The sequence below is a fragment of the Agarivorans sp. QJM3NY_29 genome (assembly GCF_050870835.2).
Classification (GTDB): domain Bacteria; phylum Pseudomonadota; class Gammaproteobacteria; order Enterobacterales; family Celerinatantimonadaceae; genus Agarivorans.
In genome coordinates, this window is sequence record NZ_CP194036.2 from 4,431,674 (window position 1) to 4,456,754 (window position 25,081).

Genomic DNA, 25,081 nt, shown 5'->3' on the forward strand with positions numbered 1-25,081 from the left:
AAAACTCTTATACTAACCCTATTAGTCAACACAACCTAGCGACAGTTCCGTAAAAAACAAAAAATGACATTACTTAAGTGGTTTGTGATTTTCAGCTTTTCTATCCTGACAGCGGCTTGTAGCGAAGAGGCTCCGCCTTCGGCGAGTTGGCAACAAGCGCTGGATGGAGCCTATGCCGCCGATATTTCAGCGGATGGGCAACTGAGCCTAGTGTCTTCAATACACCATGGTTTGACTCTTTGGAATATTAAACAACAACGCCAATTGTTTCAGTGGAACCATCAAAACCAAGAGAATAATCAAGTATTCTTAGTCAAAATCGCCGATGGTAATCGCTATGCGATTAGTGCCAGTCGCGATGATTTTGTGATTTGGGACATCGCCACTGGCCAGGCTCAGGGCTATTGGAAGATCAGTGAATCTAGTATCAGAGATATTGCCCTATCCAGCAACGGCAAGCAGGTCCTGATCGGCCTTGGTGATGGTAAAGTGATTCACCTTGATCTAGTCACTGGCCGACGGTTAGAGTTTCTAGGGCATAGCGAAAAAATCAACTCAGTTGCCTTATCGGCTAACGGCCGCTACGCCTTGACTGGTGGTAACGATTATCAAGCCTTGTTTTGGGATACCCAAACGGCGCAGGTATTACTGCGCTTTCCTCAACAGGGGCGCGTATCGATGGTCGCTCTAGAACCCGATGGAAAATATGCCTTCACCGCAGACAATGGCAAACTTGCCCGAATATGGGCACTTCCCAGCGGTGAGCGAGTCAGTCAACTGAAACTCACCGCCCGACAAAGCCTATTTTCCTATGTTCGTTTTGCCAAACAAGGCGAATGGCTTATCACAGGTTCTGCGGCCCGAAAACTGAGCCTCTGGCATGTAGCCAGCGGCCAAGCCCTGCAGCAATGGTTGGTCACTGCGAAACAAAAAACCCGACCGAAAAGCGCTGTTGTGTATAGCGCGGCGATGCTTGATAATAGCCAGCTGGTGAGCGCAAGCTCTAGTGGTTTCGTTGAAATTTGGGATATAAAGAATTAGCACTATGGATCAGCAAGAGCTATTTAACATGATTGAGCGTCTCGAAACAAAATTGGCCTTTCAGGAAGACACCATTGAACAGCTCAATCTTGCGTTGCAAAGTCAACAGCAACAGTTGGATACCCTACAGCACCAATTTAAGCTGATCCGCGGCAAACTCTTCGAGACCGACAATGGCTCGGCGGTGGCACCGCTAGAACAAGAAACTCCGCCGCCTCATTACTAAGCCCTAGGTTTGGATTTGAGCATGTCTTTTCAATTTCGTTTAGCGCTAGAAAGTGACCTTCCCTGTATTGTTGATATCTACAATTCGATCATTGAATCGCGCCAAGTCACCGCCGATACCAAACCACAAACGGTAGCTTCGCGCTTAGACTGGTTTAAGCAACACCAAAAACCTCAACGTCCTTTGTATGTAATAGAACAGCATGGTGAAACCATTGCCTGGTTAAGTTTTAGTGATTTCTATGGCCGCCCCGCCTATCAACACAGCGCCGAAATTAGCCTTTATTTAGCCGAGCAGCATCGCGGTAAAGGCTTAGGAAAAGCCATATTACAAGCCGCCGAACCGATCGCCAAAACATTGGAGATTGAAATTTTACTGGCTTTCATTTTTAGCCATAACACACCAAGCCTGGCTTTATTCGATAAACTCGCTTACCAACTTTGGGGCCAGCTACCCAGCGTCGCGAGGATGGACCAGCAAACCTATAGCCTCACAATTTTGGGTAAACAATTATAAATCGGTTTGCCACTAGGATGCTTAGGGCTTAAACAAACCAATTAGCTCAGCATCTGTCGACTCACTCGCTTGCCCTTCTGGACGCTCGGCATGATAGCCACAACTAACACATTCCACCGACTCTAACGTGAGCCCTTGCTGCTCCACGATGATCAGTTTTAAGGAATCGAGTTCTCCGCACTCGGGACATACCGCACCCGCGATAAAACGATGTTTTGCCATAATTCACTCTACTTTGTTCTGCGCTGTCGCTATGCGCCATAAGCTGCATCAGGTATCATAGCGGCATTATTGCACATTTTTAGTAGCGCATAGCAACAACCATGATCGTAGCCAACAGTATTAGCCTTCAACGCGGTAGCAAATTTCTTTTAGAGGAAACCAATCTCACCATCCATCCCGGACAAAAAGTAGGTTTAGTCGGCCAAAATGGTTGCGGTAAATCGTCTTTATTTGCTTTGCTAAAGCAGCAACTGCATGTCGATGCTGGAGAATTGAGTGTCCCCAGCAAATGGCAAATTGCCAGCGTTGCCCAAGAAACCCCTGCGCTAAACCGCAAAGCCATCGATTACGTAATTGATGGTGATTTTGAGTTCCGCAAAGTGGAGCAACAAATTGCCGATGCCGAATCTGCCGGGAATGGTGAACTCATCGCGACCCTACACAATAAATTAGATACTATTGGTGGTTATCAAATCCGCGCCAGAGCGGCCGAATTATTGGCCGGCTTAGGATTTAGCGAAGCAGGACAACAGCAGAGTGTCAGCGATTTCTCCGGTGGATGGCGAATGCGACTCAATTTGGCTCAAGCTTTATTGGTACGCTCCGACTTATTACTACTCGATGAACCAACTAACCACCTTGATCTAGATACCGTTGTCTGGTTAGAACAGTGGTTAAAGCGCTACCCCGGCACCCTCATCTTAATCTCGCATGACCGTGACTTTCTAGACAACATCATTAACCGAATTGTGCACATTGAAAATCGCCAGCTAAATGAATATACCGGCAGTTATTCTGATTTCGAACAAATGCGAGCAACACACTTGGCTCAACAGCAGGCAATGTTTGAAAAGCAACAACGTGAGCGCGCCCACATGCAAAGTTTTGTGGACCGATTCCGTTACAAAGCCAGTAAAGCCAAACAAGCACAGAGCCGACTAAAAGCCTTAGAAAAAATGGAACTGATTAGCCAAGCGCATGTGGATTCACAGTTTAGTTTTCGCTTTAGAGAGCCCGACAGCCTACCTTTACCCTTGTTAACGATGGAAAAAGTAAGTGCCGGTTATGCCGACAAAACCATTCTTGAACAAGTCGAATTCAATTTAGTACCGGGCAGCCGGATCGGCCTACTGGGGCGCAACGGTGCTGGTAAATCCACCTTTATCAAGTTGTTATCCGGTGAGCTTAAAGCTTTAGCTGGCGATGTTGAAATTAACAAAGCAGCTAAAGTGGGTTATTTCGCCCAACACCAATTAGAAACATTGCGCCCCAACGATACTCCAATGCAGCATCTACAACGACTCGCGCCCACCACCACCGAAGCCGATCTGCGTAAATATTTAGGTAGTTTTGGGTTTCAAGGCGACCAAGCCCTAGAGCCTGTAGCTCCCTTTAGCGGCGGCGAAAAAGCCCGCTTGGTTCTCGCTTTAGTCGTATGGCAAAAGCCAAATTTGTTACTACTCGATGAGCCCACCAACCACCTCGATTTAGAGATGCGTTATGCGCTCACCCTCGCCTTACAAGAATTCAATGGGGCAATGATCATCGTCTCTCACGATCGGGCACTACTACGAGCCACAACCGATGAATTTTACTTAGTCGATAGCCAACGAGTTTCTCCTTTTGCTGGCGATTTAAACGATTATCAGCAATGGCTAAGCCAAGCCAACCGCGCAGAGAACACCAGTAGTACCGGCACCGCTGGGACGAATTCGATTGGTCAACGCAAAGAACAAAAACGTAAAGAGGCTGAGTTTCGCCAGCAAACCCGCGGTATTCGCAAACAGTTGGAAGTGCTTGAAAAGCGCAGTCATAAAGCCCAGCAAGCCCTCACTGAAATAGAGCAACGGATGGCCGATCCTGAACTGTACACCGCCGACAACAAACAACAACTGCAACAGTGCTTACAACAACAGGCAACACTAAAAATTGAATTAGAAGAAACGGAGCTGCAATGGTTTGATCTACAAGAACAGTTGGAACAGCAACAACAAGCCTTTGGGATCAGTGCCGAGGAATAACTTTACTTGACCGATTACACCACTCAGGTAAGGTTAACAACAATACTATTAATAATAAATCAAGGATGTCTATGAATGCCACGCAAGATCGCCCCAGTTTATTGATTGGTTTATTGCTGATCATTGTCGGTATTGGGGTAATTGCTTACGTACTACCGCAGGCCGTCAACCTCATCACCCTACCGCAAGATGCCCCCTTTATGCAGCATTTCTTTAGCTGGTTAATGGCCGATACAAATGCGATTAACAGTCAAGTGAGTGAAGAGTTTTTCGAAATATTTCAAACGCTTATTAAGGTGATTGTGCTCATCGTATTTTTATATGTTTGCTTAAAACTAGTCAGTATTGGCTTATTAATTATAAAAGAAGGGGTGAGCCTGATTCGATCTCAACCGCAAACCAGTAAAGATAAAAACTAAACGGCTTCTCTTTGGCAGGTCATCGTGACCCGCCAGATTTTCTTTTGCTACCAATGCAACAGAACACTGGCTAAGCTAAAGTACACTAATACCCCAGAGACATCGGCAATAGTGGCAACCAATGGCCCCGAAGCGGTGGCAGGGTCTAGCTTCATTTTGTTTAATAAAAACGGCAAACTAAGACCGACCAAAGATCCGACCAATACGATAACCACCATCGACATCGATACTATCAACGCCACCTCTGGGCCGCCACGATATATACCCACCCCATAGACAGCAATCGCCATCGTCATACCAAGCGCCAAGCCAACCAGCAATTCGCGACTAAATAACTTCGCCCAGTCACTTTTATCAACTTCACCAGTAGCTAAGGCTCGCACCATTAAGGCTGCGGCTTGAGAACCGGCGTTACCGCCGCTACCGATTAATAAAGGTAAAAAGAATACTAAGGCCACATGGCTGGCAATGATATCTTCGAAATGCGCAATTCCTGCGCCGGAAAACATCGCACCAAATACTAATAATACTAACCACAGCACTCGCTTACGGTACAGTTCCCAGATGCTCACTCGGTCGACGGTTTGATCCAGCTTCCCCACTGAAGCACTCTTTTGCGCATCCTCGGTGGCTTCTTCCACAGCCGCATCCATGGCGTCGTCATAGGTGACAATACCCACCAGTTTGTGCTGCTCATCTACCACTGGTAATGCCAGCAAATCATAATGACGGATCTGCTGACTGGCGTGCTCTTGACTATCCTCGACCGCCATTGCAACCACTTCGGTACGCATCAACTCACTGACCTGCTTATCTGGCGAGGCTAGAATCAATTCACGTAAGGAGATCGTCCCCAACAAGCGACGCTGCGCATTAATCACGTAGGTTTGATAAATCGTTTCCTTATCGGGCGCTTCTAAACGCAACTGCTTGAGCGCTCGGCTCACTAACCAATGCTCCTTCAGCGTAGCGTAATCAGAAGTCATAATCGCACCAACCGTTCCCTCCGCATAACTGGCGAGTTGACGTAGATCTTCACGTTCAGCCTGCGCTAAACCAGGAAGCACCATCGCCTGTTGTTCCTCATCTAAATCATTGTACAAATCAGCTCGTTCATCAGCATCCATTCGGGAAAACAAAGCCGCTAATTTATGTCGTTTCATCAAGCCTGCAACTTCAGCTTGCAAATAAGGAGGAAGATAGGAAAAAACTTTGGCTCGATCTGCCAAAGAGAACATCGAAATTAACGGAAGCGCTTCTTTAGGGTCGAATTCAGCGAGTGCTTTACCAATATCGGCAAGGTGGTAATCGTCTAAAGTTGCACGCAAACTTGATTTATCAAGACTAACTAAGGCAAGCTCTAATTTTTGGTGAAGATGTGCCATTAACTGCTCCAGCTATCGCATAGAGCTCGGCGAAAAATGACCGACTACGCGATGAAAAACGGTGATAGAAAATAGGAAAAAGAATTTAAATGTCGACTGTCGGGGTCAGGGGTCATAAACAAATCTCGATGACAAAATCGGCGCAAATTGTAGGAGGGTTATGCTTTTAATACAAGGAATTTATGCCGCTTATCAGGCGAAATAAGCGGCAGGAAAACAAATGACTAAACGCTAGTAACCCAAGTTAGGCGCCAGCCAACGCTCGGCTTGCTCTAAACTCATATTTTTACGTTGCGCATAATCCGCTACCTGATCGCGTTGGATCGAAGCCACTGCAAAATAGCGACTATCAGGGTGAGAGAAATACCAGCCAGACACAGCGGCTCCAGGCCACATCGCATAGCTATCCGTTAACTGCATCCCAATCCGTTGCTCAACCTCTAACAGCTCCCAAATCAAGCCTTTTTCAGTATGTTCCGGACAAGCAGGGTAGCCCGGCGCAGGGCGGATCCCTTGATAGTTTTCACGGATTAGCTCTTCATAAGCGAGCCTTTCATCGGCCGCATAGCCCCAAAACCTTTTACGTACCTGAGCATGCAAGTATTCAGCAAATCCCTCCGCTAAACGATCAGCTATCGCCTTCACCATGATCGCGTTGTAATCATCGCCTTCTGCTTTATAAGCCTCCGCCAATTCATCTTCACCAAATCCACCAGTGACCGCAAAACCACCAAAATAATCGGCTTTACCGCTAGATTTAGGTGCGATGAAATCAGCCAAACAATAGTTAGCCGCTTTCGCCTTCTCGGTTTGCTGGCGAAGTTGGCAGCTTACCCCCAATAACTCAGAGCGAGATTCATCACGGTAAATTTCTATATCATCACCCACACTATTGGCTGGGAACAAACCAAATACACCAGAAACTTTAACCTCACGTTTTTGTTTAAATCGCTCTAACATTGCTTTGGCATCGGCAAATAAGCGTTTGGCCTCTTCGCCAACTACTTTATCTTCTAGAATACGTGGATATTTTCCGGCCAAAGACCAGGTCATGAAGAATGGCGTCCAATCAATGTAAGGTTCAATCTCTGAGATAGCGACGTCTTCGAAATGCTGGATCCCCAATTGCTTCGGCACTGGCGGCGTATAATTTTCCCAATCAAGCTGCAACTTATTGGCGCGGGCGACTTCAAGGCTGACAGGTGGGGTACGCGGACGTTTGCGCGCATGTTGCTCTCGAACAATCTCATAATCTTTGGCTAACTTTTTAACAAAATCCGGCCGCTGTTCATCAGATAATAAACTTGCACATACCCCAACCGCTCGTGAGGCGTTGGAAACATAGACCACCGGATGTTGGTAGTTTTGCTCGATCTTCACCGCTGTATGCGCCTTGGAGGTTGTTGCACCACCAATCAGTAAAGGGATATCCATGCCTGTACGTTGCATTTCTTTAGCGACATGCACCATTTCATCTAGCGACGGAGTGATCAGCCCTGATAGACCGATCATATCCACATTTTCTTCTTTAGCGACTTTTAAGATCTTATCGCAAGGCACCATCACCCCGAGATCAATAACCTCAAAATTATTACACTGCAGCACTACTCCAACAATATTTTTACCAATATCATGCACATCACCTTTTACGGTGGCCATCACAATTTTACCGTTAGAGCGCTTCCCCTCACCTTTCTCCGCTTCAATAAAGGGTTGCAGATAAGCCACCGCTCGTTTCATCACTCGCGCCGATTTAACCACCTGCGGTAAAAACATTTTCCCTTCACCAAACAGATCGCCGACCACATTCATGCCATCCATCAAGGGCCCTTCAATCACATGTAAAGGGCGCTCTGCAGCTTGACGGGCTAATTCGGTATCATCTTCGATGAATTCTGTGATCCCCTTCACCAAGGCGTGCTCAAGACGTTTGTTAACCGGCCAACTCCGCCATTCTTGGTCTTGACTATTCTCTTGCTGACTCCCGTCACCACGATACTTCTCGGCAATTTCGAGTAGTTCTTCAGTCGCATTGTTATGCGTATTAAGAACAACTGCCTCGACTTTATCTTTTAGTTCCTTAGGAATGTCTTCGTAAATGGCCAGTTGACCTGCATTAACAATCCCCATGTCCATGCCATTTTTAATGGCATAATACAAAAACACCGCATGAATCGCTTCTCGAACTGGATTATTCCCGCGGAAGGAGAAACTAACGTTAGACACTCCACCTGAGATCATCGCGTGGGGTAGATTTTGTTTAATATCTTTGACCGCTTCGATAAAATCAACGGCATAGTTATTATGCTCATCAATACCGGTCGCAACCGCAAAAATATTGGGGTCAAAAATGATATCTTCCGGTGGAAAACCCACCTGATTCACCAAAATATCGTAGGACTTGCTACAGATCTCAAACTTACGCTCACGGGTATCTGCCTGGCCCTCTTCATCAAAGGCCATAACAATCACCGCAGCACCGTAGCGACGTAAAATTTTAGCCTGACGAATAAAGGGCTCCACGCCTTCTTTCATGGAAATGGAGTTCACGACGGGTTTGCCCTGGACACACTGCAGACCCGCTTCAAGAATCTCCCACTTAGACGAGTCGATCATCACCGGTACCTTAGCGATATCAGGCTCACCGGCGATCATATTCAAAAAGCGCACCATCGCAGCTTTTGAATCCAACATCCCCTCATCCATGTTGACATCAATGATTTGCGCGCCGTTTTCCACTTGGGTCAGTGCTATTTCAATCGCTTTATCGTAATTTTCCTCGACGATTAACCGTTTAAACATCGCCGAACCGGTCACGTTATTCCGTTCACCAACGTTCACAAATAGTGTTTCAGGCGTGATCGTGAGCGGTTCCAAACCAGACAAACGGCAGGCCACTTCAATTTCAGGTCGTTGACGCGGCGCAACCCCTTCAACAGCCTCAGCCATCGCCTTAATATGCTCCGGCGTGGTCCCACAACATCCACCGACAAGGTTTAGGAAACCGGCACGAGCCCATTCACCAATGTGTTCCGCCATTTCGGTCGCTTCAAGATCGTATTCACCAAAAGCATTCGGCAGGCCGGCATTCGGATGAGCCGATACATAGCTTTCACTCACCCGGCTAAGCTCTTCCACATACTGACGCAGCTCATCAGGCCCCAATGCACAGTTAAGTCCCATACTAATCGGTTCTGCGTGGCGTAAGGCATTATAAAATGCTTCTGTGGTTTGACCGCTCAAGGTTCGACCAGAGGCGTCAGTAATGGTGCCAGAGATCATAATCGGCAGTTCGATAGACAATTCATCAAAGACGGTTTTAACCGCGAATACCGCAGCTTTGGCATTTAAGGTATCAAAGATCGTCTCGATAAGAATTAGGTCACAACCCCCTTCAATTAACGCGATAGTCGATTCCTTATAGGCTTCGACTAACTCATTAAAAGTGACATTACGAAAGCCGGGATCATTCACATCAGGAGAGATAGAACAAGTACGGTTAGTTGGCCCTAATACCCCAGCTACAAAACGTGGGCGCTCAGGCTGAAGGGCCGTCACCTCATCGGCCACCTGCCTAGCTAAACGTGCGGCTTCGCGATTGATTTCAGCAGAATAATCCTGCATATCATAATCAGCCATGGCGATAGTGGTGGCATTAAAGGTATTGGTTTCGAGAATATCGGCGCCCGCTAACAAATACTCACGATGAATATCTGCAATAATCTTCGCTTGGGTCAGCACCAACATGTCGTTGTTGCCTTTTACATCGGTATGCCAATCAGCAAAACGCTCCCCACGATAGTCAGCCTCTTGCAACTTATAAGACTGGATCATGGTGCCCATACCACCATCAATAATCATGATTCGTTGCAATAATTGTTTTTCTAGTTCAAGCCTTACTGACACGGGAACATCCTATTGGTATTGCAGAGATTTAAAAAAAGGCAGTGTAGCACACTGCCTATCGGGGCTTTGCTGGCTTAAAGTTATATGAAATTATTTCAAGATATTATCGGATTTAGGCTGCAGTTCAGCCAAATTGTAAGGGGTGATTTGATAAACACAGTAATTCAACCAGTTGTTATATAAAAGATGCCCATGACTACGCCAAGTCGCACAAGGCGTGGCTTGGCAATCATCATTAGGGTAATAATTTTCTGGTAACATCGGCGCGAGCCCTTCTTGCAAATCTCTCAAATACTCATTATGTAAAGTATCTGCGGCATACTCTGGATGTCCGGTAATAAATACTTGACGAAAATCCTCACTGGCAAATAGATAACTTCCCGCCAGCTCACTATCGCCTAACACCTGCAAATCTGTATCTTCGGTGATCCTATTTGAATCAAAATGAGCAAAACGCGATAGCGGGGCGAGAAAAGCATCGTCAAAACCACGAACCAAAGGATTGTGTTTGTGCTTGGTCTGATGCCAATAAACGCCCGATAACTTGTCTTCACGAGTTTGCTTTTCCAAACCATACAAATGATATAAGGCAGCTTGTGCAGCCCAGCATAAAAACAGAGTCGAGGTAACGTGGGTGGTAGACCAATCGATAATCTCCTTGATTTGGTCCCAGTAATATACCTCCTCAAAGGGAACTTGGCCCAAAGGGGCCCCAGTAATAATCAAGCCATCGAAATTACGTTCTCTTAACTTATCAAAATCTCGATAAAACCTATCGATGTGCTCCTGCGGAGTATTCTTAGAGACGCGATGGTCAATACGCAATAACCTTACATTCACTTGCAACGGCGAGTTCGATAACAAACGTAGCAACTGATTTTCAGTCTCAATTTTCTTCGGCATCAAATTAAGTAGGAGCACCTCCAAAGGACGTATATCTTGATGCGCTGCGCGACTCTCTGGCATCACAAAAATATTTTCATTGCGCAACACCTCCGCGGCGGGCAACTGGTCCGGAATGCATATTGGCATGATTTACTCCACTTTAACTACAAGTTTGAATGTCTAGACATCTAGAGGCCTATTGTAATTGGATCTATCTATAAGTCTAGAACTTGTTAAAATCAGCTGCTTTTGTGTTGATATTTATTCATAATGCAATAAGTATTTTTTGAGTTGTAAAGGCAAATGGCCGAAATAAAACTAAGTGTAGAACGTTTACAAACAGGTGTTTTCGTTAAACTTCCCGTAAAATGGGGAGAACACCCTTTCATGTTCACTAGTTTCAAAATAAAAAGCCAAGACCAGATCGAAGTGATTCGAAATCTGGGATTAAAACATGTCATCGTAGTTCCTGAAAAAAGCGATAACGCCCCCTTACCTGTCGACCAGAGTAAAGAGCAGGGAAATAATGATAACAAGGACGCATCAAATAAAGCTCAGGAAGCACTTTGGCAGGAAAAGCGTTCTCGTATCGAGGAGCTGAAAAACTATCGTCGAAATTTAATGAAGGTGGAGAACGAGTTCGACCGTTCTATGGCTCAAGTTCGAGCGGTGATGGGAAAATTAAAAAATAGACCGCTCAATGCGGTGAACGATGCCACCGCGCTTATTGACAATCTAGCGGAAGATCTACTCTCTGGTGAGAACGTCGTCTTACATTTAATGAATGACAGCAAAGATGCTGATAGCTTCTATTATCATAGCCTCAACGTTTCCATTTTATCGATGATGCTAGCTAAAGCTGCGGGTTTTTCTGAGCGAGACATCAAAGTTCTGGGTATAGCAGGCTTATTTCATGATGTCGGGAAAATGAAGATCCCTGATAAAATTCTACGTAAACCCGGGAAACTGACCCCTCAAGAAGCAAATTTATTAAAACTGCATACCAAGTACGGTGCCGATTTTTTAAAACTATCTTCGACCCTTCCTCCGCAAGTAAAAACAATTGCCTTCCAGCATCACGAATATCTCGATGGCAGCGGTTACCCACAGAAATTAAAGGGCGATGAAATCGATCGTCTCGCCCAATTAATCGCGGTCGTCAATGATTACGACAGCCTCTGTCATCCCCGAGATCCGCGACTGTCACGTATTCCATTTACGGTTATTGCTTATATGTATAAGCAACGTAAACAACAACTTAACAACGCTGATTTAGGGGTGTTGATCCGTTTATTAGGGATCTATCCACCAGGCAGTGTTGTGCAATTAAGCTCTGGGCAGTTTGGTCTAGTCATGTCAGTCAATTCAGAACGTTTATTGTATCCAACGGTGCAAGTATATGATGCCAATATTCCTCGTACCGAAGCCCCCATTATCGACTTGGAAGCTGCGGGCCTCACCATCGAAAAAGCGGTAAAACCTAGCGCATTACCCGAAGAAATATTTGAATACTTAAATCCACGTGCTCGGATCTCCTACTTTTTTGACAACAACAAGCACCTATAGAGCAGACACCATGAGATAAGCGATGAAGACGACGCAGCAAATATACACATGGCTTTGCTAAGTCCCTTTGGAGTCTGTAACTAAGCTAACATTTGTCAGCTTACGACTAATACCAGCCCAATCCATTATCTGTTGATTGTTGCTGGCCAAAATCAGTGCGAATAAGGTTATCTATCTTGTAATTAGAGTCACGAACAACTGCACTTTATGTCTGATTATCGACAGAGCTATTCAGCGCAATAAGTTGAATATATAAGTAATCAATTAGTATGAAATAGATTTGTGATGAATGTCGGCCGTTTAAAATCAATAGCAGACAGAGGCTAAAAAACTGTCAATCGGCAGAGTGACTCGCTCGAGTGTCAGCCATATTTAAGGCAAAAAAAAGCCGGACCTAAGTCCGGCTTTTAAAGCGTTGTCCGAGTTTACTCAGCTGCTTCTTCAGCAACTTCTTCAACTTCTGGACGGTCTAGCAATTCAATGTATGCCATAGGGGCATTGTCGCCAGCACGGAAACCACATTTTAAAATGCGAGTATAACCGCCTGCACGTTCTTTGAATCGTGGACCAATTTCAGCAAATAACTTACCAACCACTTCTGCATCACGAGTACGAGCAAAAGCTAAACGACGGTTGGCAACACTGTCATTCTTAGCCAATGTAATCAATGGCTCAACAACACGACGAAGCTCTTTGGCTTTAGGCAATGTTGTCTTGATAACCTCATGGCGAACCAATGAACTGGCCATATTCCGGAACATAGCCTGACGATGGCTACTATTTCGGTTCAATTGACGACCACTCTGACGATGGCGCATGACCTTATCCTTCTATAATAAGACGTTAAAACTAGTGACTTTACTTATCAGCGATACTAGCTGGCGGCCAATTTTCTAGGCGCATACCTAGAGAAAGACCACGTGATGCTAGAACATCTTTGATTTCTGTAAGCGACTTTTTGCCTAAGTTAGGCGTTTTAAGTAGCTCAACCTCGGTACGCTGTACCAAGTCACCAATGTAATGAATCGCTTCTGCCTTCAAACAGTTAGCAGAGCGAACTGTCAACTCTAGATCATCGACAGGACGAAGCAGGATTGGATCAAACTCTGGCTTCTCTTCTTTTTCTTCTGGTTCACTTACATCACGTAAGTCAACGAAGGCATCCAACTGCTCAGCAAGAATTGTTGCGCTGCGGCGGATGGCTTCTTCTGGATCAAGAGTACCATTGGTTTCCATATCGATAACCAATTTGTCCAAATCAGTACGTTGCTCAACACGAGCAGCTTCCACAGTATAAGCAATACGCTCAACTGGGCTATAAGCCGCGTCAACAAGCAAACGACCGATAGGACGCTCTTCATCTTCAGAATGAACCCGAACTGAAGCTGGTACGTAACCGCGACCACGTTCTACCTTGATACGCATGCTGATTTCAGCGTTGCTGCTCAAGTGACAAATAACGTGCTCAGGATTAGTGATTTCGACATCAGCGTCATGCTGAATGTCGCCTGCAACCACAGGACCTGCTCCAGACTTGGTAAGACTAAGGGTAACTTCGTCTTTACCTTCTAACTTCACAGCAATACCTTTGAGGTTTAGCAAGATCTCCAAGATGTCTTCTTGAATGCCTTCCTTACTGCTGTACTCATGCAGCACGCCATCGATTTCCACTTCCGTTACCGCACAACCAGGCATAGAAGATAAAAGAATACGACGAAGAGCATTACCTAAAGTGTGGCCAAAGCCACGCTCTAATGGCTCAAGCGTAACCTTTGCACGAGTTGGGCTAACTTGTTCGATCTCAACTAGCCTTGGTTTTAGAAACTCTGTTACAGAACCCTGCATTGTGTCCTCTCTATAATTCAACTTTACTTAGAGTAAAGTTCGACGATCAGCTGTTCGTTAATTTCCGCAGACAGGTCAGCGCGCTCAGGTAAGCGTTTGAAAACACCTTCCATCTTAGTTGCGTCTACTTCTACCCACGTTGCCGCTTCACGTTGTCCGGCGATTTCTAATGAAGCAACAATACGCGCTTGCTTCTTAGATTTTTCACGAACACTAACAACGTCTTCAGCTAACACCTTGTAAGAAGGAATATTAACTACTTTACCATTAACTAGGATAGCTTTATGGCTAACTAGTTGACGAGCTTCAGCGCGAGTTGCACCAAAACCTAAACGATAAACAACGTTGTCTAAACGACTTTCCAACAATTGCAGCAAGTTCTCACCGGTGTTGCCTTTTAAGCGAGCAGCGGCTTTATAGTAATTGCGGAATTGTTTCTCAAGAATGCCGTATAAACGACGAACTTTTTGCTTCTCACGAAGCTGTAAACCGTAGTCTGAAAGACGCGCTTTACGAGCACCATGTTGTCCAGGTGCTGTATCCAGCTTACACTTTGTGTCGATCGCGCGGACACCACTTTTCAAAAAAAGATCGGTACCTTCACGACGGCTAAGTTTAAGCTTTGGACCTAAATATCTTGCCATTTTTCTTTCTCCAATCTATCCAGAAACTACACGCGGCGTTTCTTCGGTGGACGACAACCATTGTGTGGAATCGGAGTCACGTCGGTGATGTTAGTCACGCGGAAACCAGCAGCATGTAATGCGCGGATTGAAGACTCTCGACCAGGACCTGGGCCGTTTACAAACACTTCTACGTTCTTAAGGCCGTAGTCTTTAGCTGCTTCCGCAGCACGTTCAGCAGCAACCTGTGCAGCAAACGGAGTAGACTTACGAGAACCACGGAAACCTGAACCACCTGCGGTAGCCCAAGAAAGCGCGTTGCCCTGACGATCAGTGATAGTCACGATAGTATTGTTGAAAGAGGCGTGGATATGAGCCATGCCATCAGCAACTTGTTTTTTTACGCGTTTACGAGCGCGAGTCGGAGTTTTAGCCATTTTCACTCACCCCTTATTTCTTAATAGGTTTGCGAGGACCTTTACGGGTACGCGCATTAGTTTTAGTGCGCTGACCGCGAAGGGGCAAACTGCGACGATGACGGAGTCCGCGGTAACAACCGAGGTCCATCAGGCGCTTAATGTTCATGGAAACTTCACGGCGTAGATCACCTTCAACAGTGAATTTAGCCACTTCGTCACGAAGTTTGTCGATCTGTGTTTCGTCAAGTTCTCTGATCTTAACATCTTCAGCAATACCAGCTGCCGCACAAATTTTTTGTGAACGGGTTAAGCCGATGCCGAAGATTGCAGTTAAAGCGATAACTGCATGCTTCTGATCAGGAATGTTAATGCCGGCTATACGGGCCATTGGCACACTCCTATTTTTTCGTGTAAACGAAGGCCATCTGTGAAAAGCCCGTAAGGATACTCAACAGATGACCACATTGCAAATAATATTGTCTTGAAATCTACTAACTAGCCTTGGCGCTGTTTATGCTTTGGCTCACTGCAAATTACCCGCACAACACCGTTGCGCTTGATAACTTTACAGTTACGGCAGATTTTCTTAACGGATGCACGTACTTTCATTGCTATCTCCGTAAAAGTTAAAGTCCAATCCCAAGGGAGCCTAACGGCCGTAACCTTTAAGATTAGCTTTTTTCAGAACCGAACCATATTGATGAGACATCAAATGGGTCTGGACCTGAGCCATAAAGTCCATGATGACCACTACAACGATCAGTAACGAAGTACCACCGAAGTAAAACTGAACATTAAGTCCAAGCATCATAAACTCAGGAATTAAACATACAAACGTGATGTACAAAGCACCAGCTAGGGTTAAACGAGTCATCACCTTGTCTATGTATCGCGATGTTTGTTCACCAGGGCGAATACCCGGAATAAACGCGCCACTCTTCTTCAAGTTGTCTGCTGTCTCACGAGGGTTAAATACCAACGCAGTATAGAAGAAACAAAAGAAGATAATGGCTGATGCATACAAGAACACATATAACGGTTGCCCGGGTTGTAGCGTCAGTGATATCTCAGACAAAAACGACAAGCTTTCGTTTTGACCAAACCACTGAGCGATAGTTCCAGGGAACAGAATAATACTTGAAGCAAAAATTGCTGGGATAACCCCGGCCATGTTTACCTTAAGTGGTAAATGTGTACTTTGCGCAGCAAACACCTTGCGACCCTGTTGACGTTTAGCGTAGTTAACAACGATACGACGTTGTCCACGTTCGATAAACACCACCAAGAAGGTCACAGCGAACACTAGAGCAATGATTAACAAGAGTAACAATAGGTGTAACTCTCCTTGACGCGCCTGTTCAGCCGTCTTACCGATCGCTGCAGGCAACCCTGCCACAATACCAGCAAAAATCAGAATCGAAATCCCGTTGCCAATACCACGTTCGGTAATTTGCTCACCTAACCACATCAGGAACATTGTTCCTGTTACCAAACTAACCACCGCAGTGAAATAGAATGGTAGACCTGGGTGAATCACCAGACCCGCCATCATATTTGGTAAGCCTGTGGCAATACCAACAGCTTGGAAAGTTGCTAAAACCAGCGTGCTATAACGCGTGTACTGACTAATTTTACGTCGACCCGACTCGCCTTCCTTTTTAAGTTCGGCAAGCGTTGGGTGAACCACAGTCAATAACTGGATAATAATCGATGCCGAAATATATGGCATGATTCCTAACGCGAAAATAGAAGCACGTGAAAGTGCACCACCTGAAAACATGTTAAACATTTCCAGAATGGTACCCTTTTGCTGATCAAACAACGCGGCCAGTACAGCGGCATCAATCCCAGGTAGCGGCACAAAGGAGCCGGTTCGGAACACAATAATGGCCCCGAGCACGAATAGTAAACGACTCTTAAGCTCGCTTAAGCCACCTTGTGCACTTGCTGATGCTGTTCCTGGATTCTTAGCCATGTTTTGTACTTATTCCTCGATTTTACCGCCAGCAGCTTCAATTGCTGCTAGTGCGCCTTTAGTTACACGCAGGCCACGTAAGGTAACTGGTGCTTTTACTTCGCCAGATAGTACTACTTTTGCAAACTTAATGTTGCGAGTAATAAGACCAGCCGCCTTCAAAGCGTCCAAATCTACCACGTCAGCGGTAACTTTAGCTAGCTCACTAGTGCGAACTTCTGCAGTTACCATTGATTTACGTGAAGTAAAACCAAATTTAGGCAAACGTTGTTTCAATGGCATTTGACCGCCTTCGAAACCTGGACGCACACTACCGCCAGAACGAGATTTCTGACCTTTGTGACCACGACCACCGGTTTTACCTAAACCAGAACCAATACCACGTCCTACACGTTTAGCAGCTGGCTTAGAGCCTGCCGCTGGAGAAAGAGTATTCAAACGCATGATTATTCCCCCTCAACCTTAACCATGTAATAAACTTTATTAATCATACCGCGAATACAAGGAGTATCCTCAAGTTCAACAGTATGATTAATACGGCGAAGACCTAAACCAGTTAAGGTTGCGCGGTGCTTAGGCAAACGCCCAATACTGCTTTTAGTCTGTGTTACTTTAATTTTGTTCGACATGGCTTTATTACCCCAGAATTTCTTGGACGCTTAGGCCACGCTTCGCAGCAACGTCTTGTGGAGAATGCATATTCTCAAGAGCGTCGATAGTAGCGCGAACAATGTTGATTGGGTTAGTAGAACCGTATGCTTTTGACAATACGTTCTGCACACCAGCAACTTCTAGAACAGCACGCATCGCACCACCGGCAATAATACCAGTACCCTCTGATGCAGGTTGCATGTAAACACGCGACCCAGAGTGGCGACCCTTAATAGGATGCTGCAGTGTAGTGCCTCTCAGCTGTACACTAGTAAGGTTACGACGCGCTTTTTCCATTGCTTTTTGAATCGCAGCTGGAACTTCACGTGCTTTACCATAACCAAACCCTACGCGACCGTTACCATCACCCACTACGGTTAACGCAGTGAAACTGAAGATACGACCACCTTTAACTACTTTTGACACACGGTTTACGGCGATAAGCTTTTCGTTCAGATCACCACCGGCCTGTGCTTCAAATTTAGACATGACTCACTCCTTAGAACTGAAGACCAGCTTCACGTGCAGCTTCTGCAAGCGCAGCAACGCGGCCGTGATACTTAAAGCCAGAACGGTCGAAAGCTACGCTTGTAATGCCTTTCTCAACAGCACGCTCAGCAATTGCTTTGCCCACTGCTGCAGCGGCAGCTACATTACCTAAACTTTCAAGCCCTTCACGAACGGCTTTATCTACTGTAGATGCTGTGGCAAGAACCTTAGCATCAGGTGCAATCACCTGCGCGTAAATATGGCGCGGAGTACGGTGAATCACCAGGCGGGTTTTACCCAACTCTTGCATAGCTTTGCGAGTGCGTGTTGCACGACGCAGACGAGCAATTTTCTTTTCCATAGTGTTAACCTACTTCTTCTTAGCCTCTTTACGGCGGACATTTTCATCTGAGTAACGAACACCTTTGCCTTTATAAGGCTCTGGTGGACGGAACGCACGAATGTCTGCTGCGACCTGACCAACGACTTGCTTATCAGCACCTTTCAGTACGATTTCAGTCTGTGATGGACACTCTGCTGTAACACCTTCTGGTAAGGTGTAATCTACAGGATGAGAAAAACCTAAAGTTAGGTTTACAACGTTGCTTTTAACAGCAGCACGGTAACCTACACCTAATAATGTAAGTTTTTTCTCAAACCCAGTTGTAACGCCAACAACCATGTTGTTGCTTAGAGCACGAGCTGTACCAGCTTGAGCTGTTGAAGCGCCTTCAACAACTGCAAACTTAAGTTCGCTCTCTTCTTTGGTTACAACTACCGCGTCATTAAATACGCGAGTCAATGTACCTTTGCTACCTTTAACCGTTAATTCTTGGCCGTTGAGAGTTACTTCAACGCCAGCAGGAATTGCAACGGGAGCCTTGGCTACGCGAGACATATTACCTACCTCCGGTTAAGCTACGTAACAGACGATTTCACCACCCATGCCGGCTTTACGCGCCGCACGGTCAGTCATCACGCCTTTTGATGTAGAAATGATTGCAACACCAAGGCCACCCATAACTTTAGGTAGGTCTTTAGCACCTTTATAAATGCGTAGACCTGGACGGCTTACACGTTCAATCTTTTCAATAACTTTTTTACCTTCAAAATATTTGAGGGTAACTTCTAATGACTTTTTCACGTCACCAGTCACAGCGTAGCCAGTGATATAACCTTCTTCTTGTAACAAGTTAGCAATCGCCACTTTTACTTTAGATGAAGGCATAACAACAGATACTTTATTTGCCGATTGACCGTTGCGAACGCGAGTCAACATATCCGCAATAGGATCTTGCATGCTCATAATCGTTTACTCCGTAATTAAGTGGATTACCAACTGGCTTTCTTAAGACCAGGAACCTCACCGCGCATCATAGCTTCACGCAATTTAATACGGCTTAAGCCGAATTTGCGTAAGAACCCATGAGGACGACCGGTTACGTTACAGCGGTTACGCTGACGAGACCGACTTGAATCACGAGGTAACGATTGCAATTTTAGAACTGCGTCCCAACGCTCTTCATCTGAGCTGTTCACGCTGCTAATAATCGCTTTAAGCGCTGCGCGCTTTTCTGCGAAACGAGCGACAGTTTCTGTGCGCTTAGCTTCACGAGCTTTCATTGATTTTTTAGCCATAACTAACTCTACCTTACTTACGGAATGGGAAGTTAAAGGCAGCCAGCAGAGCGCGGCCTTCCTCGTTGGTTTCGGCTGTCGTAGTGATAGTAATATCCATACCACGAACCTTATCAACTTTGTCATAGTCAATTTCAGGGAAGATGATTTGCTCACGCACACCCATGCTGTAATTACCACGGCCATCGAATGACTTAGCATTCAAACCACGGAAATCTCGAACACGAGGAATTGCGATTGAAATCAAACGCTCTAAAAACTCCCACATACGCTCACCGCGTAGAGTCACTTTACAACCAATCGGGTATCCATCACGGATCTTAAAGCCTGCTACAGATTTACGAGCTTTGGTAGTAAGTGGTTTTTGACCAGAGATAGCAGCTAGATCAGCAATCGCGTGCTCTAGTACTTTCTTGTCATTCACCGCTTCACCCACACCCATGTTAAGGGTGATTTTCTCAATCCGAGGGACTTGCATGATGGATTTGTAACCGAACTCCTTTACGAGTTCAGGCGTCACACTTTCCTTATATAGGTCATGCAGTTTCGCCATCGTTAACTCCAGTTACTTTACAATTTCATTAGACGATTTGAATACACGAACTTTTTTGTCGTCTTCAAATCGAAAACCAACGCGATCACCCTTGCCTGAGGCTGGGTTAAAAATCGCTACGTTTGATGCATCAAGGGCCGCTTCTTTCTCAACAATACCGCCTGCAACACCCAATTGAGGGTTTGGCTTTTGGTGTTTCTTGATTAAGTTGACGCCTTCAACGAATAGTTTACCGGTTGGTAAAACTTTGGTTACGCTACCGCGTTTGCCTTTGTCTTTACCTGCAATAACTATTACTTCATCGCCTTTTTGGATTTTATTAGCCATTTTGGACTCCTTAAAGTACTTCTGGCGCTAGAGACACAATTTTCATGAACTGTTCGTTGCGCAGTTCACGTGTCACAGGACCAAAGATACGAGTACCAATAGGCTGATTGTTTGCATTCAGAATAACCGCAGCATTGCGGTCAAAACGAATTACAGAACCATCAGGACGACGTACGCCTTTTCTAGTACGCACTACCACTGCATTCATTACGTCACCTTTCTTAACTTTACCGCGTGGAATTGCTTCCTTTACAGTAACTTTAATGATGTCGCCAATTCGTGCATAGCGGCGGTGCGAACCACCTAGGACCTTAATACACTGTACACGGCGCGCGCCGGAATTATCCGCCACGTCCATAGTAGATTGCATTTGGATCATTTCAGTGCTCCGCTATATGTTACAACTGATCCCAACAATTAGCGCTGAGATCTCTGGCTGCCTAATTAAAGGGCGCGAAATTATAACACCCTAGATTTTGAATTGGTAGGATTGTCTAAAATTTGTTTAAAAATATAAATAAACAGATAAAAAACAATAGGTTACTAACAAAAAACCCACCTAAAAAAGGTGTTTCATGGGCGTAATTTCACTTGAATCGCTAGATATCCTGTCAAGAAACATTTATCTAACGGCTAAACTCGGTTAATAATTAAACCGATAGAAACAAAAAAGCCCAGCTTAATGCCGGGCTTTTCTGAATATGGTGCTGATAGGCAGATTCGAACTGCCGACCTCACCCTTACCAAGGGTGCGCTCTACCAACTGAGCTATATCAGCGAAATAAAAACCCAGCACATAGCTGGGTTTTTAAAATAGGCGCCTGGCAGTGACCTACTTTCACATGGGGAGACCCCACACTATCATCGGCGCAGTTGCGTTTCACTTCTGAGTTCGGCATGGGTTCAGGTGGTTCCACAACGCTATTGCCACCAGGCAAAAACTTGTTGTCTTTAACATTCGAAAAAACTGATATATCCCACGAGTATAACAAGCACTCTTGGTTCTAAAATAAAGTATCTATAAGCAACACCCTTTAGGTGTTGTATGGTTAAGCCTCACGGGTAATTAGTACAAGTTAGCTCAATGCCTCACAGCACTTACACACCTTGCCTATCAACGTTGTAGTCTCCAACGGCCCTTCAGAGGACTTTAAGTCCTAGTGAGAATTAATCTCAAGGCCTGCTTCCCGCTTAGATGCTTTCAGCGGTTATCAGTTCCGAACGTAGCTACTGGGCAATGCTATTGGCATAACAACCCAAACACCAGCGGTTCGTCCACTCCGGTCCTCTCGTACTAGGAGCAGCTCCCTTCAATTCTCAAACGCCCACGGCAGATAGGGACCGAACTGTCTCACGACGTTCTAAACCCAGCTCGCGTACCACTTTAAATGGCGAACAGCCATACCCTTGGGACCGACTTCAGCCCCAGGATGTGATGAGCCGACATCGAGGTGCCAAACACCGCCGTCGATATGAACTCTTGGGCGGTATCAGCCTGTTATCCCCGGAGTACCTTTTATCCGTTGAGCGATGGCCCTTCCATACAGAACCACCGGATCACTATGACCTACTTTCGTACCTGCTCGACGTGTCTGTCTCGCAGTTAAGCTGGCTTATGCCATTGCACTAACCGTACGATGTCCGACCGTACTTAGCCAACCTTCGTGCTCCTCCGTTACTCTTTGGGAGGAGACCGCCCCAGTCAAACTACCCACCAGACACTGTCCGCATCCCGGATAACGGGACAACGTTAGAACATCAACACTACAAGGGTGGTATTTCAAGGTCGGCTCCACATCATCTAGCGACAACGCTTCAAAGCCTCCCACCTATCCTACACATGTAGGGTCAATGTTCAGTGTCAAGCTGTAGTAAAGGTTCACGGGGTCTTTCCGTCTAGCCGCGGGTACACCGCATCTTCACGGCAATTTCAATTTCACTGAGTCTCGGGTGGAGACAGCTTGGCCATCATTACGCCATTCGTGCAGGTCGGAACTTACCCGACAAGGAATTTCGCTACCTTAGGACCGTTATAGTTACGGCCGCCGTTTACCGGGGCTTCGATCAATAGCTTCGCTTGCGCTAACCACATCAATTAACCTTCCGGCACCGGGCAGGCGTCACACCGTATACGTCATCTTTCGATTTAGCACAGTGCTGTGTTTTTAATAAACAGTTGCAGCCAACTGGTATCTGCGACTGCCGTCAGCTTAGGGAGCAAGTCCCATCACCAACAGCAGCGTACCTTCTCCCGAAGTTACGGTACCATTTTGCCTAGTTCCTTCACCCGAGTTCTCTCAAGCGCCTTGGTATTCTCTACCCAACCACCTGTGTCGGTTTGGGGTACGGTTTCGTATAATCTGAAGCTTAGAGACTTTTCCTGGAAGCAGGGCATCAACCACTTCATCACCTTAGTGACTCGTCATCAATCCTCAGCCTTAGACACCCGGATTTTCCTAAGTGTCCAGCCTACAACCTTAAACGCGGACTACCAATCGCCGCGCTGGCCTAGCCTTCTCCGTCCTCCCATCGCAATTATACGAAGTACAGGAATATTAACCTGTTTCCCATCGACTACACTTTTCAGTCTCGCCTTAGGGGCCGACTCACCCTGCTCTGATTAACATTGAACAGGAAACCTTGGTCTTTCGGCGAGGGGGCTTTTCACCCCCTTTATCGTTACTCATGTCAACATTCGCACTTCTGATACCTCCAGCAATCCTTACGAATCACCTTCAACGGCTTACAGAACGCTCCTCTACCGCACTTGCAAAGCAAGTACCCGTAGCTTCGGTGCATAGCTTAGCCCCGTTACATCTTCCGCGCAGGCCGACTCGACCAGTGAGCTATTACGCTTTCTTTAAATGATGGCTGCTTCTAAGCCAACATCCTGGCTGTCTAAGCCTTCCCACATCGTTTCCCACTTAGCTATGACTTTGGGACCTTAGCTGACGGTCTGGGTTGTTTCCCTTTTCACGACGGACGTTAGCACCCGCCGTGTGTCTCCCGGATAGTACTTAGTGGTATTCGGAGTTTGCAAAGGGTTGGTAAGTCGGGATGACCCCCTAGCCTTAACAGTGCTCTACCCCCACTAGTATTCGTCCGAGGCGCTACCTAAATAGCTTTCGAGGAGAACCAGCTATCTCCCGGTTTGATTGGCCTTTCACCCCCAGCCACAAGTCATCCGCTAATTTTTCAACATTAGTCGGTTCGGTCCTCCAATTGGTGTTACCCAATCTTCAACCTGCCCATGGCTAGATCACCGGGTTTCGGGTCTAATCCCAGCAACTATGCGCGCAGTTAACACTCGGTTTCCCTACGGCTCCGCTATTCGCTTAACCTTGCTACTGAAATTAAGTCGTTGACCCATTATACAAAAGGTACGCAGTCACCCCACAAAGAGGCTCCCACTGCTTGTACGTATACGGTTTCAGGTTCTATTTCACTCCCCTCACAGGGGTTCTTTTCGCCTTTCCCTCACGGTACTGGTTCACTATCGGTCAGTCAGGAGTATTTAGCCTTGGAGGATGGTCCCCCCATATTCAGACAACATATCACGTGTGCCGTCCTACTCGTTTTCACTTCAAATCACCTTTCGTGTACGGGGCTATCACCCGCTACGGCCAAACTTTCCAGCTTGTTCCACTAAATTATAAGAAGCTTAAGGGCTAATCCGGGTTCGCTCGCCGCTACTACCAGAATCTCGGTTGATTTCTTTTCCTCCGGGTACTTAGATGTTTCAGTTCCCCGGGTTCGCCTCGCAACGCTATGTATTCACGTTACGATACTGCATAAAATGCAGTGGGTTTCCCCATTCGGAAATCCATGTCTATTACGTCTTTTATCGACTCAACATGGCTTATCGCAGATTAACACGTCCTTCATCGCCTCTGACTGCCAAGGCATCCACCGTATACGCTTAGTCACTTAACCATACAACACCTAAATGTTGTCGCTTAAATCACTTGAATGGTCAGGCTGTATAAATCCTGCCACTCGAGTACGATCACCTTATTTTTTGAATACCAAAAACACTTGTTATTTAACTCGTATTTTTGAGATATTTTTTTATCAGCTTTTCCAAATTGTTAAAGAGCATTGGTTCATAAAAAAACCAAAGCTAAATGGCCATCTTTTGGCGACTTATCTTTGGTTTTTAGGTAAGAAGTGGTGGAGCTATGCGGGATCGAACCGCAGACCTCCTGCGTGCAAGGCAGGCGCTCTCCCAGCTGAGCTATAGCCCCATTTCTTACTAAAAGTTGCACCTTGGTAGGTCTGGGCAGACTTGAACTGCCGACCTCACCCTTATCAGGGGTGCGCTCTAACCAGCTGAGCTACAGACCTAAACAGGTGTCAACTTCTCTCTTTATCTTC

Annotated in this window: 27 protein-coding genes, 3 tRNA genes and 2 rRNA genes; 6 read left to right on the top strand and 26 right to left on the bottom strand. The window is 46.0% G+C overall.

What is annotated here, in order from left to right; translation table 11 throughout:
* Positions 1-63: 63 nt before the first annotated feature.
* The 3 genes from ACRRS0_RS20100 to ACRRS0_RS20110 are packed head-to-tail and all read left to right on the top strand — an operon-like array spanning position 64 to position 1,783.
* Entirely contained in the window at positions 64-1,041 is a 978-nt protein-coding gene (locus ACRRS0_RS20100; RefSeq protein ID WP_432455812.1) for a WD40 repeat domain-containing protein, read from the top strand.
* 4 nt (positions 1,042-1,045) lie between these two features.
* On the top strand, positions 1,046-1,267 hold the full coding sequence (locus ACRRS0_RS20105; RefSeq protein ID WP_432455811.1) for a SlyX family protein: 222 nt from the start codon (positions 1,046-1,048) through the stop codon (positions 1,265-1,267).
* Positions 1,268-1,288: 21 nt separating this feature from the next.
* Positions 1,289-1,783, top strand: a complete 495-nt coding sequence (locus ACRRS0_RS20110; RefSeq protein ID WP_432455810.1) for a GNAT family N-acetyltransferase — start codon at positions 1,289-1,291, stop codon at positions 1,781-1,783.
* A gap of 21 nt (positions 1,784-1,804) precedes the next feature.
* Here ACRRS0_RS20110 and ACRRS0_RS20115 read toward each other — a convergent pair whose 3' ends face one another.
* Positions 1,805-2,005 (bottom strand): YheV family putative zinc ribbon protein, encoded by a 201-nt coding sequence (locus ACRRS0_RS20115; protein ID WP_432455809.1) that lies wholly within the window; start codon positions 2,003-2,005, stop codon positions 1,805-1,807.
* Positions 2,006-2,106: 101 nt separating this feature from the next.
* Between ACRRS0_RS20115 and ACRRS0_RS20120 the strand changes: the two genes are divergently transcribed.
* Both ACRRS0_RS20120 and ACRRS0_RS20125 read left to right on the top strand, forming a co-directional pair.
* The gene (locus tag ACRRS0_RS20120; protein ID WP_432455808.1) at positions 2,107-4,026 is read left to right on the top strand and encodes an ABC transporter ATP-binding protein; all 1,920 of its coding nucleotides are present in this window, start codon (positions 2,107-2,109) and stop codon (positions 4,024-4,026) included.
* A gap of 71 nt (positions 4,027-4,097) precedes the next feature.
* The gene (locus ACRRS0_RS20125; protein WP_432455807.1) at positions 4,098-4,445 is read left to right on the top strand and encodes a hypothetical protein; all 348 of its coding nucleotides are present in this window, start codon (positions 4,098-4,100) and stop codon (positions 4,443-4,445) included.
* A 47-nt stretch (positions 4,446-4,492) separates the two neighbouring features.
* On the opposite strand, the gene mgtE is transcribed toward ACRRS0_RS20125, so the two are convergent.
* The 3 genes from mgtE to metA form a co-directional block, all read right to left on the bottom strand.
* A complete protein-coding gene (gene mgtE, locus ACRRS0_RS20130) occupies positions 4,493-5,830 on the bottom strand; it encodes a magnesium transporter (protein WP_432455806.1) in 1,338 nt (445 codons plus the stop codon).
* 231 nt (positions 5,831-6,061) lie between these two features.
* Entirely contained in the window at positions 6,062-9,691 is a 3,630-nt protein-coding gene (gene metH, locus ACRRS0_RS20135; RefSeq protein WP_432456134.1) for a methionine synthase, read from the bottom strand.
* A gap of 135 nt (positions 9,692-9,826) precedes the next feature.
* A complete protein-coding gene (gene metA / locus ACRRS0_RS20140) occupies positions 9,827-10,768 on the bottom strand; it encodes a homoserine O-succinyltransferase MetA (protein WP_432455805.1) in 942 nt (313 codons plus the stop codon).
* 156 nt (positions 10,769-10,924) lie between these two features.
* On the opposite strand from metA, the gene ACRRS0_RS20145 reads away from it, so the two are divergent.
* Positions 10,925-12,187 (top strand): HD-GYP domain-containing protein, encoded by a 1,263-nt coding sequence (locus ACRRS0_RS20145; protein ID WP_432455804.1) that lies wholly within the window; start codon positions 10,925-10,927, stop codon positions 12,185-12,187.
* Positions 12,188-12,612: 425 nt separating this feature from the next.
* On the opposite strand, the gene rplQ is transcribed toward ACRRS0_RS20145, so the two are convergent.
* The 22 genes from rplQ to ACRRS0_RS20255 form a co-directional block, all read right to left on the bottom strand.
* Positions 12,613-13,005 (bottom strand): 50S ribosomal protein L17, encoded by a 393-nt coding sequence (gene rplQ / locus ACRRS0_RS20150; protein ID WP_221075767.1) that lies wholly within the window; start codon positions 13,003-13,005, stop codon positions 12,613-12,615.
* A 40-nt stretch (positions 13,006-13,045) separates the two neighbouring features.
* Positions 13,046-14,032, bottom strand: a complete 987-nt coding sequence (locus tag ACRRS0_RS20155; protein ID WP_432455803.1) for a DNA-directed RNA polymerase subunit alpha — start codon at positions 14,030-14,032, stop codon at positions 13,046-13,048.
* 23 nt (positions 14,033-14,055) lie between these two features.
* Positions 14,056-14,676, bottom strand: coding sequence for a 30S ribosomal protein S4 (rpsD, locus tag ACRRS0_RS20160; protein ID WP_432455802.1), 621 nt, complete (start codon positions 14,674-14,676; stop codon positions 14,056-14,058).
* Between the two features lie 26 nt (positions 14,677-14,702).
* Entirely contained in the window at positions 14,703-15,092 is a 390-nt protein-coding gene (gene rpsK / locus ACRRS0_RS20165; RefSeq protein WP_016402131.1) for a 30S ribosomal protein S11, read from the bottom strand.
* A 13-nt stretch (positions 15,093-15,105) separates the two neighbouring features.
* A complete protein-coding gene (gene rpsM / locus ACRRS0_RS20170) occupies positions 15,106-15,462 on the bottom strand; it encodes a 30S ribosomal protein S13 (protein ID WP_016402132.1) in 357 nt (118 codons plus the stop codon).
* A gap of 107 nt (positions 15,463-15,569) precedes the next feature.
* Complete coding sequence (rpmJ, locus tag ACRRS0_RS20175; RefSeq protein WP_000868186.1) at positions 15,570-15,683, bottom strand: 50S ribosomal protein L36; 114 nt, start codon at positions 15,681-15,683, stop codon at positions 15,570-15,572.
* Positions 15,684-15,723: 40 nt separating this feature from the next.
* Positions 15,724-17,049, bottom strand: coding sequence for a preprotein translocase subunit SecY (gene secY, locus ACRRS0_RS20180; protein WP_432455801.1), 1,326 nt, complete (start codon positions 17,047-17,049; stop codon positions 15,724-15,726).
* 9 nt (positions 17,050-17,058) lie between these two features.
* Complete coding sequence (gene rplO / locus ACRRS0_RS20185) at positions 17,059-17,493, bottom strand: 50S ribosomal protein L15 (RefSeq protein ID WP_248713124.1); 435 nt, start codon at positions 17,491-17,493, stop codon at positions 17,059-17,061.
* A gap of 2 nt (positions 17,494-17,495) precedes the next feature.
* Positions 17,496-17,678, bottom strand: a complete 183-nt coding sequence (gene rpmD, locus ACRRS0_RS20190; RefSeq protein ID WP_248713125.1) for a 50S ribosomal protein L30 — start codon at positions 17,676-17,678, stop codon at positions 17,496-17,498.
* Positions 17,679-17,685: 7 nt separating this feature from the next.
* Positions 17,686-18,189, bottom strand: coding sequence for a 30S ribosomal protein S5 (rpsE, locus tag ACRRS0_RS20195; protein ID WP_432455800.1), 504 nt, complete (start codon positions 18,187-18,189; stop codon positions 17,686-17,688).
* Positions 18,190-18,199: 10 nt separating this feature from the next.
* Positions 18,200-18,550, bottom strand: coding sequence for a 50S ribosomal protein L18 (gene rplR, locus ACRRS0_RS20200; RefSeq protein ID WP_432455799.1), 351 nt, complete (start codon positions 18,548-18,550; stop codon positions 18,200-18,202).
* Between the two features lie 9 nt (positions 18,551-18,559).
* Positions 18,560-19,087 carry a 50S ribosomal protein L6 gene (gene rplF, locus ACRRS0_RS20205; protein ID WP_432455798.1) on the bottom strand — a complete coding sequence of 176 codons (528 nt, stop codon included), beginning with the start codon at positions 19,085-19,087 and terminating at the stop codon, positions 18,560-18,562.
* 15 nt (positions 19,088-19,102) lie between these two features.
* Complete coding sequence (rpsH, locus tag ACRRS0_RS20210; protein ID WP_137673761.1) at positions 19,103-19,495, bottom strand: 30S ribosomal protein S8; 393 nt, start codon at positions 19,493-19,495, stop codon at positions 19,103-19,105.
* A gap of 26 nt (positions 19,496-19,521) precedes the next feature.
* Positions 19,522-19,827: a 30S ribosomal protein S14 gene (gene rpsN, locus ACRRS0_RS20215; RefSeq protein ID WP_432455797.1), complete on the bottom strand. Its 306-nt coding sequence runs from the start codon at positions 19,825-19,827 to the stop codon at positions 19,522-19,524.
* A gap of 13 nt (positions 19,828-19,840) precedes the next feature.
* A complete protein-coding gene (gene rplE, locus ACRRS0_RS20220) occupies positions 19,841-20,380 on the bottom strand; it encodes a 50S ribosomal protein L5 (protein ID WP_432455796.1) in 540 nt (179 codons plus the stop codon).
* Positions 20,381-20,392: 12 nt separating this feature from the next.
* Positions 20,393-20,707 carry a 50S ribosomal protein L24 gene (gene rplX, locus ACRRS0_RS20225; protein ID WP_432455795.1) on the bottom strand — a complete coding sequence of 105 codons (315 nt, stop codon included), beginning with the start codon at positions 20,705-20,707 and terminating at the stop codon, positions 20,393-20,395.
* A 10-nt stretch (positions 20,708-20,717) separates the two neighbouring features.
* Positions 20,718-21,086: a 50S ribosomal protein L14 gene (gene rplN / locus ACRRS0_RS20230; RefSeq protein WP_137673757.1), complete on the bottom strand. Its 369-nt coding sequence runs from the start codon at positions 21,084-21,086 to the stop codon at positions 20,718-20,720.
* Between the two features lie 323 nt (positions 21,087-21,409).
* Positions 21,410-21,485, bottom strand: a tRNA-Thr gene (locus tag ACRRS0_RS20235).
* A gap of 41 nt (positions 21,486-21,526) precedes the next feature.
* Positions 21,527-21,642, bottom strand: a 5S ribosomal RNA gene (gene rrf, locus ACRRS0_RS20240).
* 110 nt (positions 21,643-21,752) lie between these two features.
* A 23S ribosomal RNA gene (locus ACRRS0_RS20245) occupies positions 21,753-24,640 on the bottom strand.
* 235 nt (positions 24,641-24,875) lie between these two features.
* Positions 24,876-24,951 (bottom strand) — tRNA-Ala (locus ACRRS0_RS20250).
* A gap of 23 nt (positions 24,952-24,974) precedes the next feature.
* Positions 24,975-25,051: transfer RNA gene (locus tag ACRRS0_RS20255), tRNA-Ile, on the bottom strand.
* Positions 25,052-25,081: the final 30 nt, after the last annotated feature.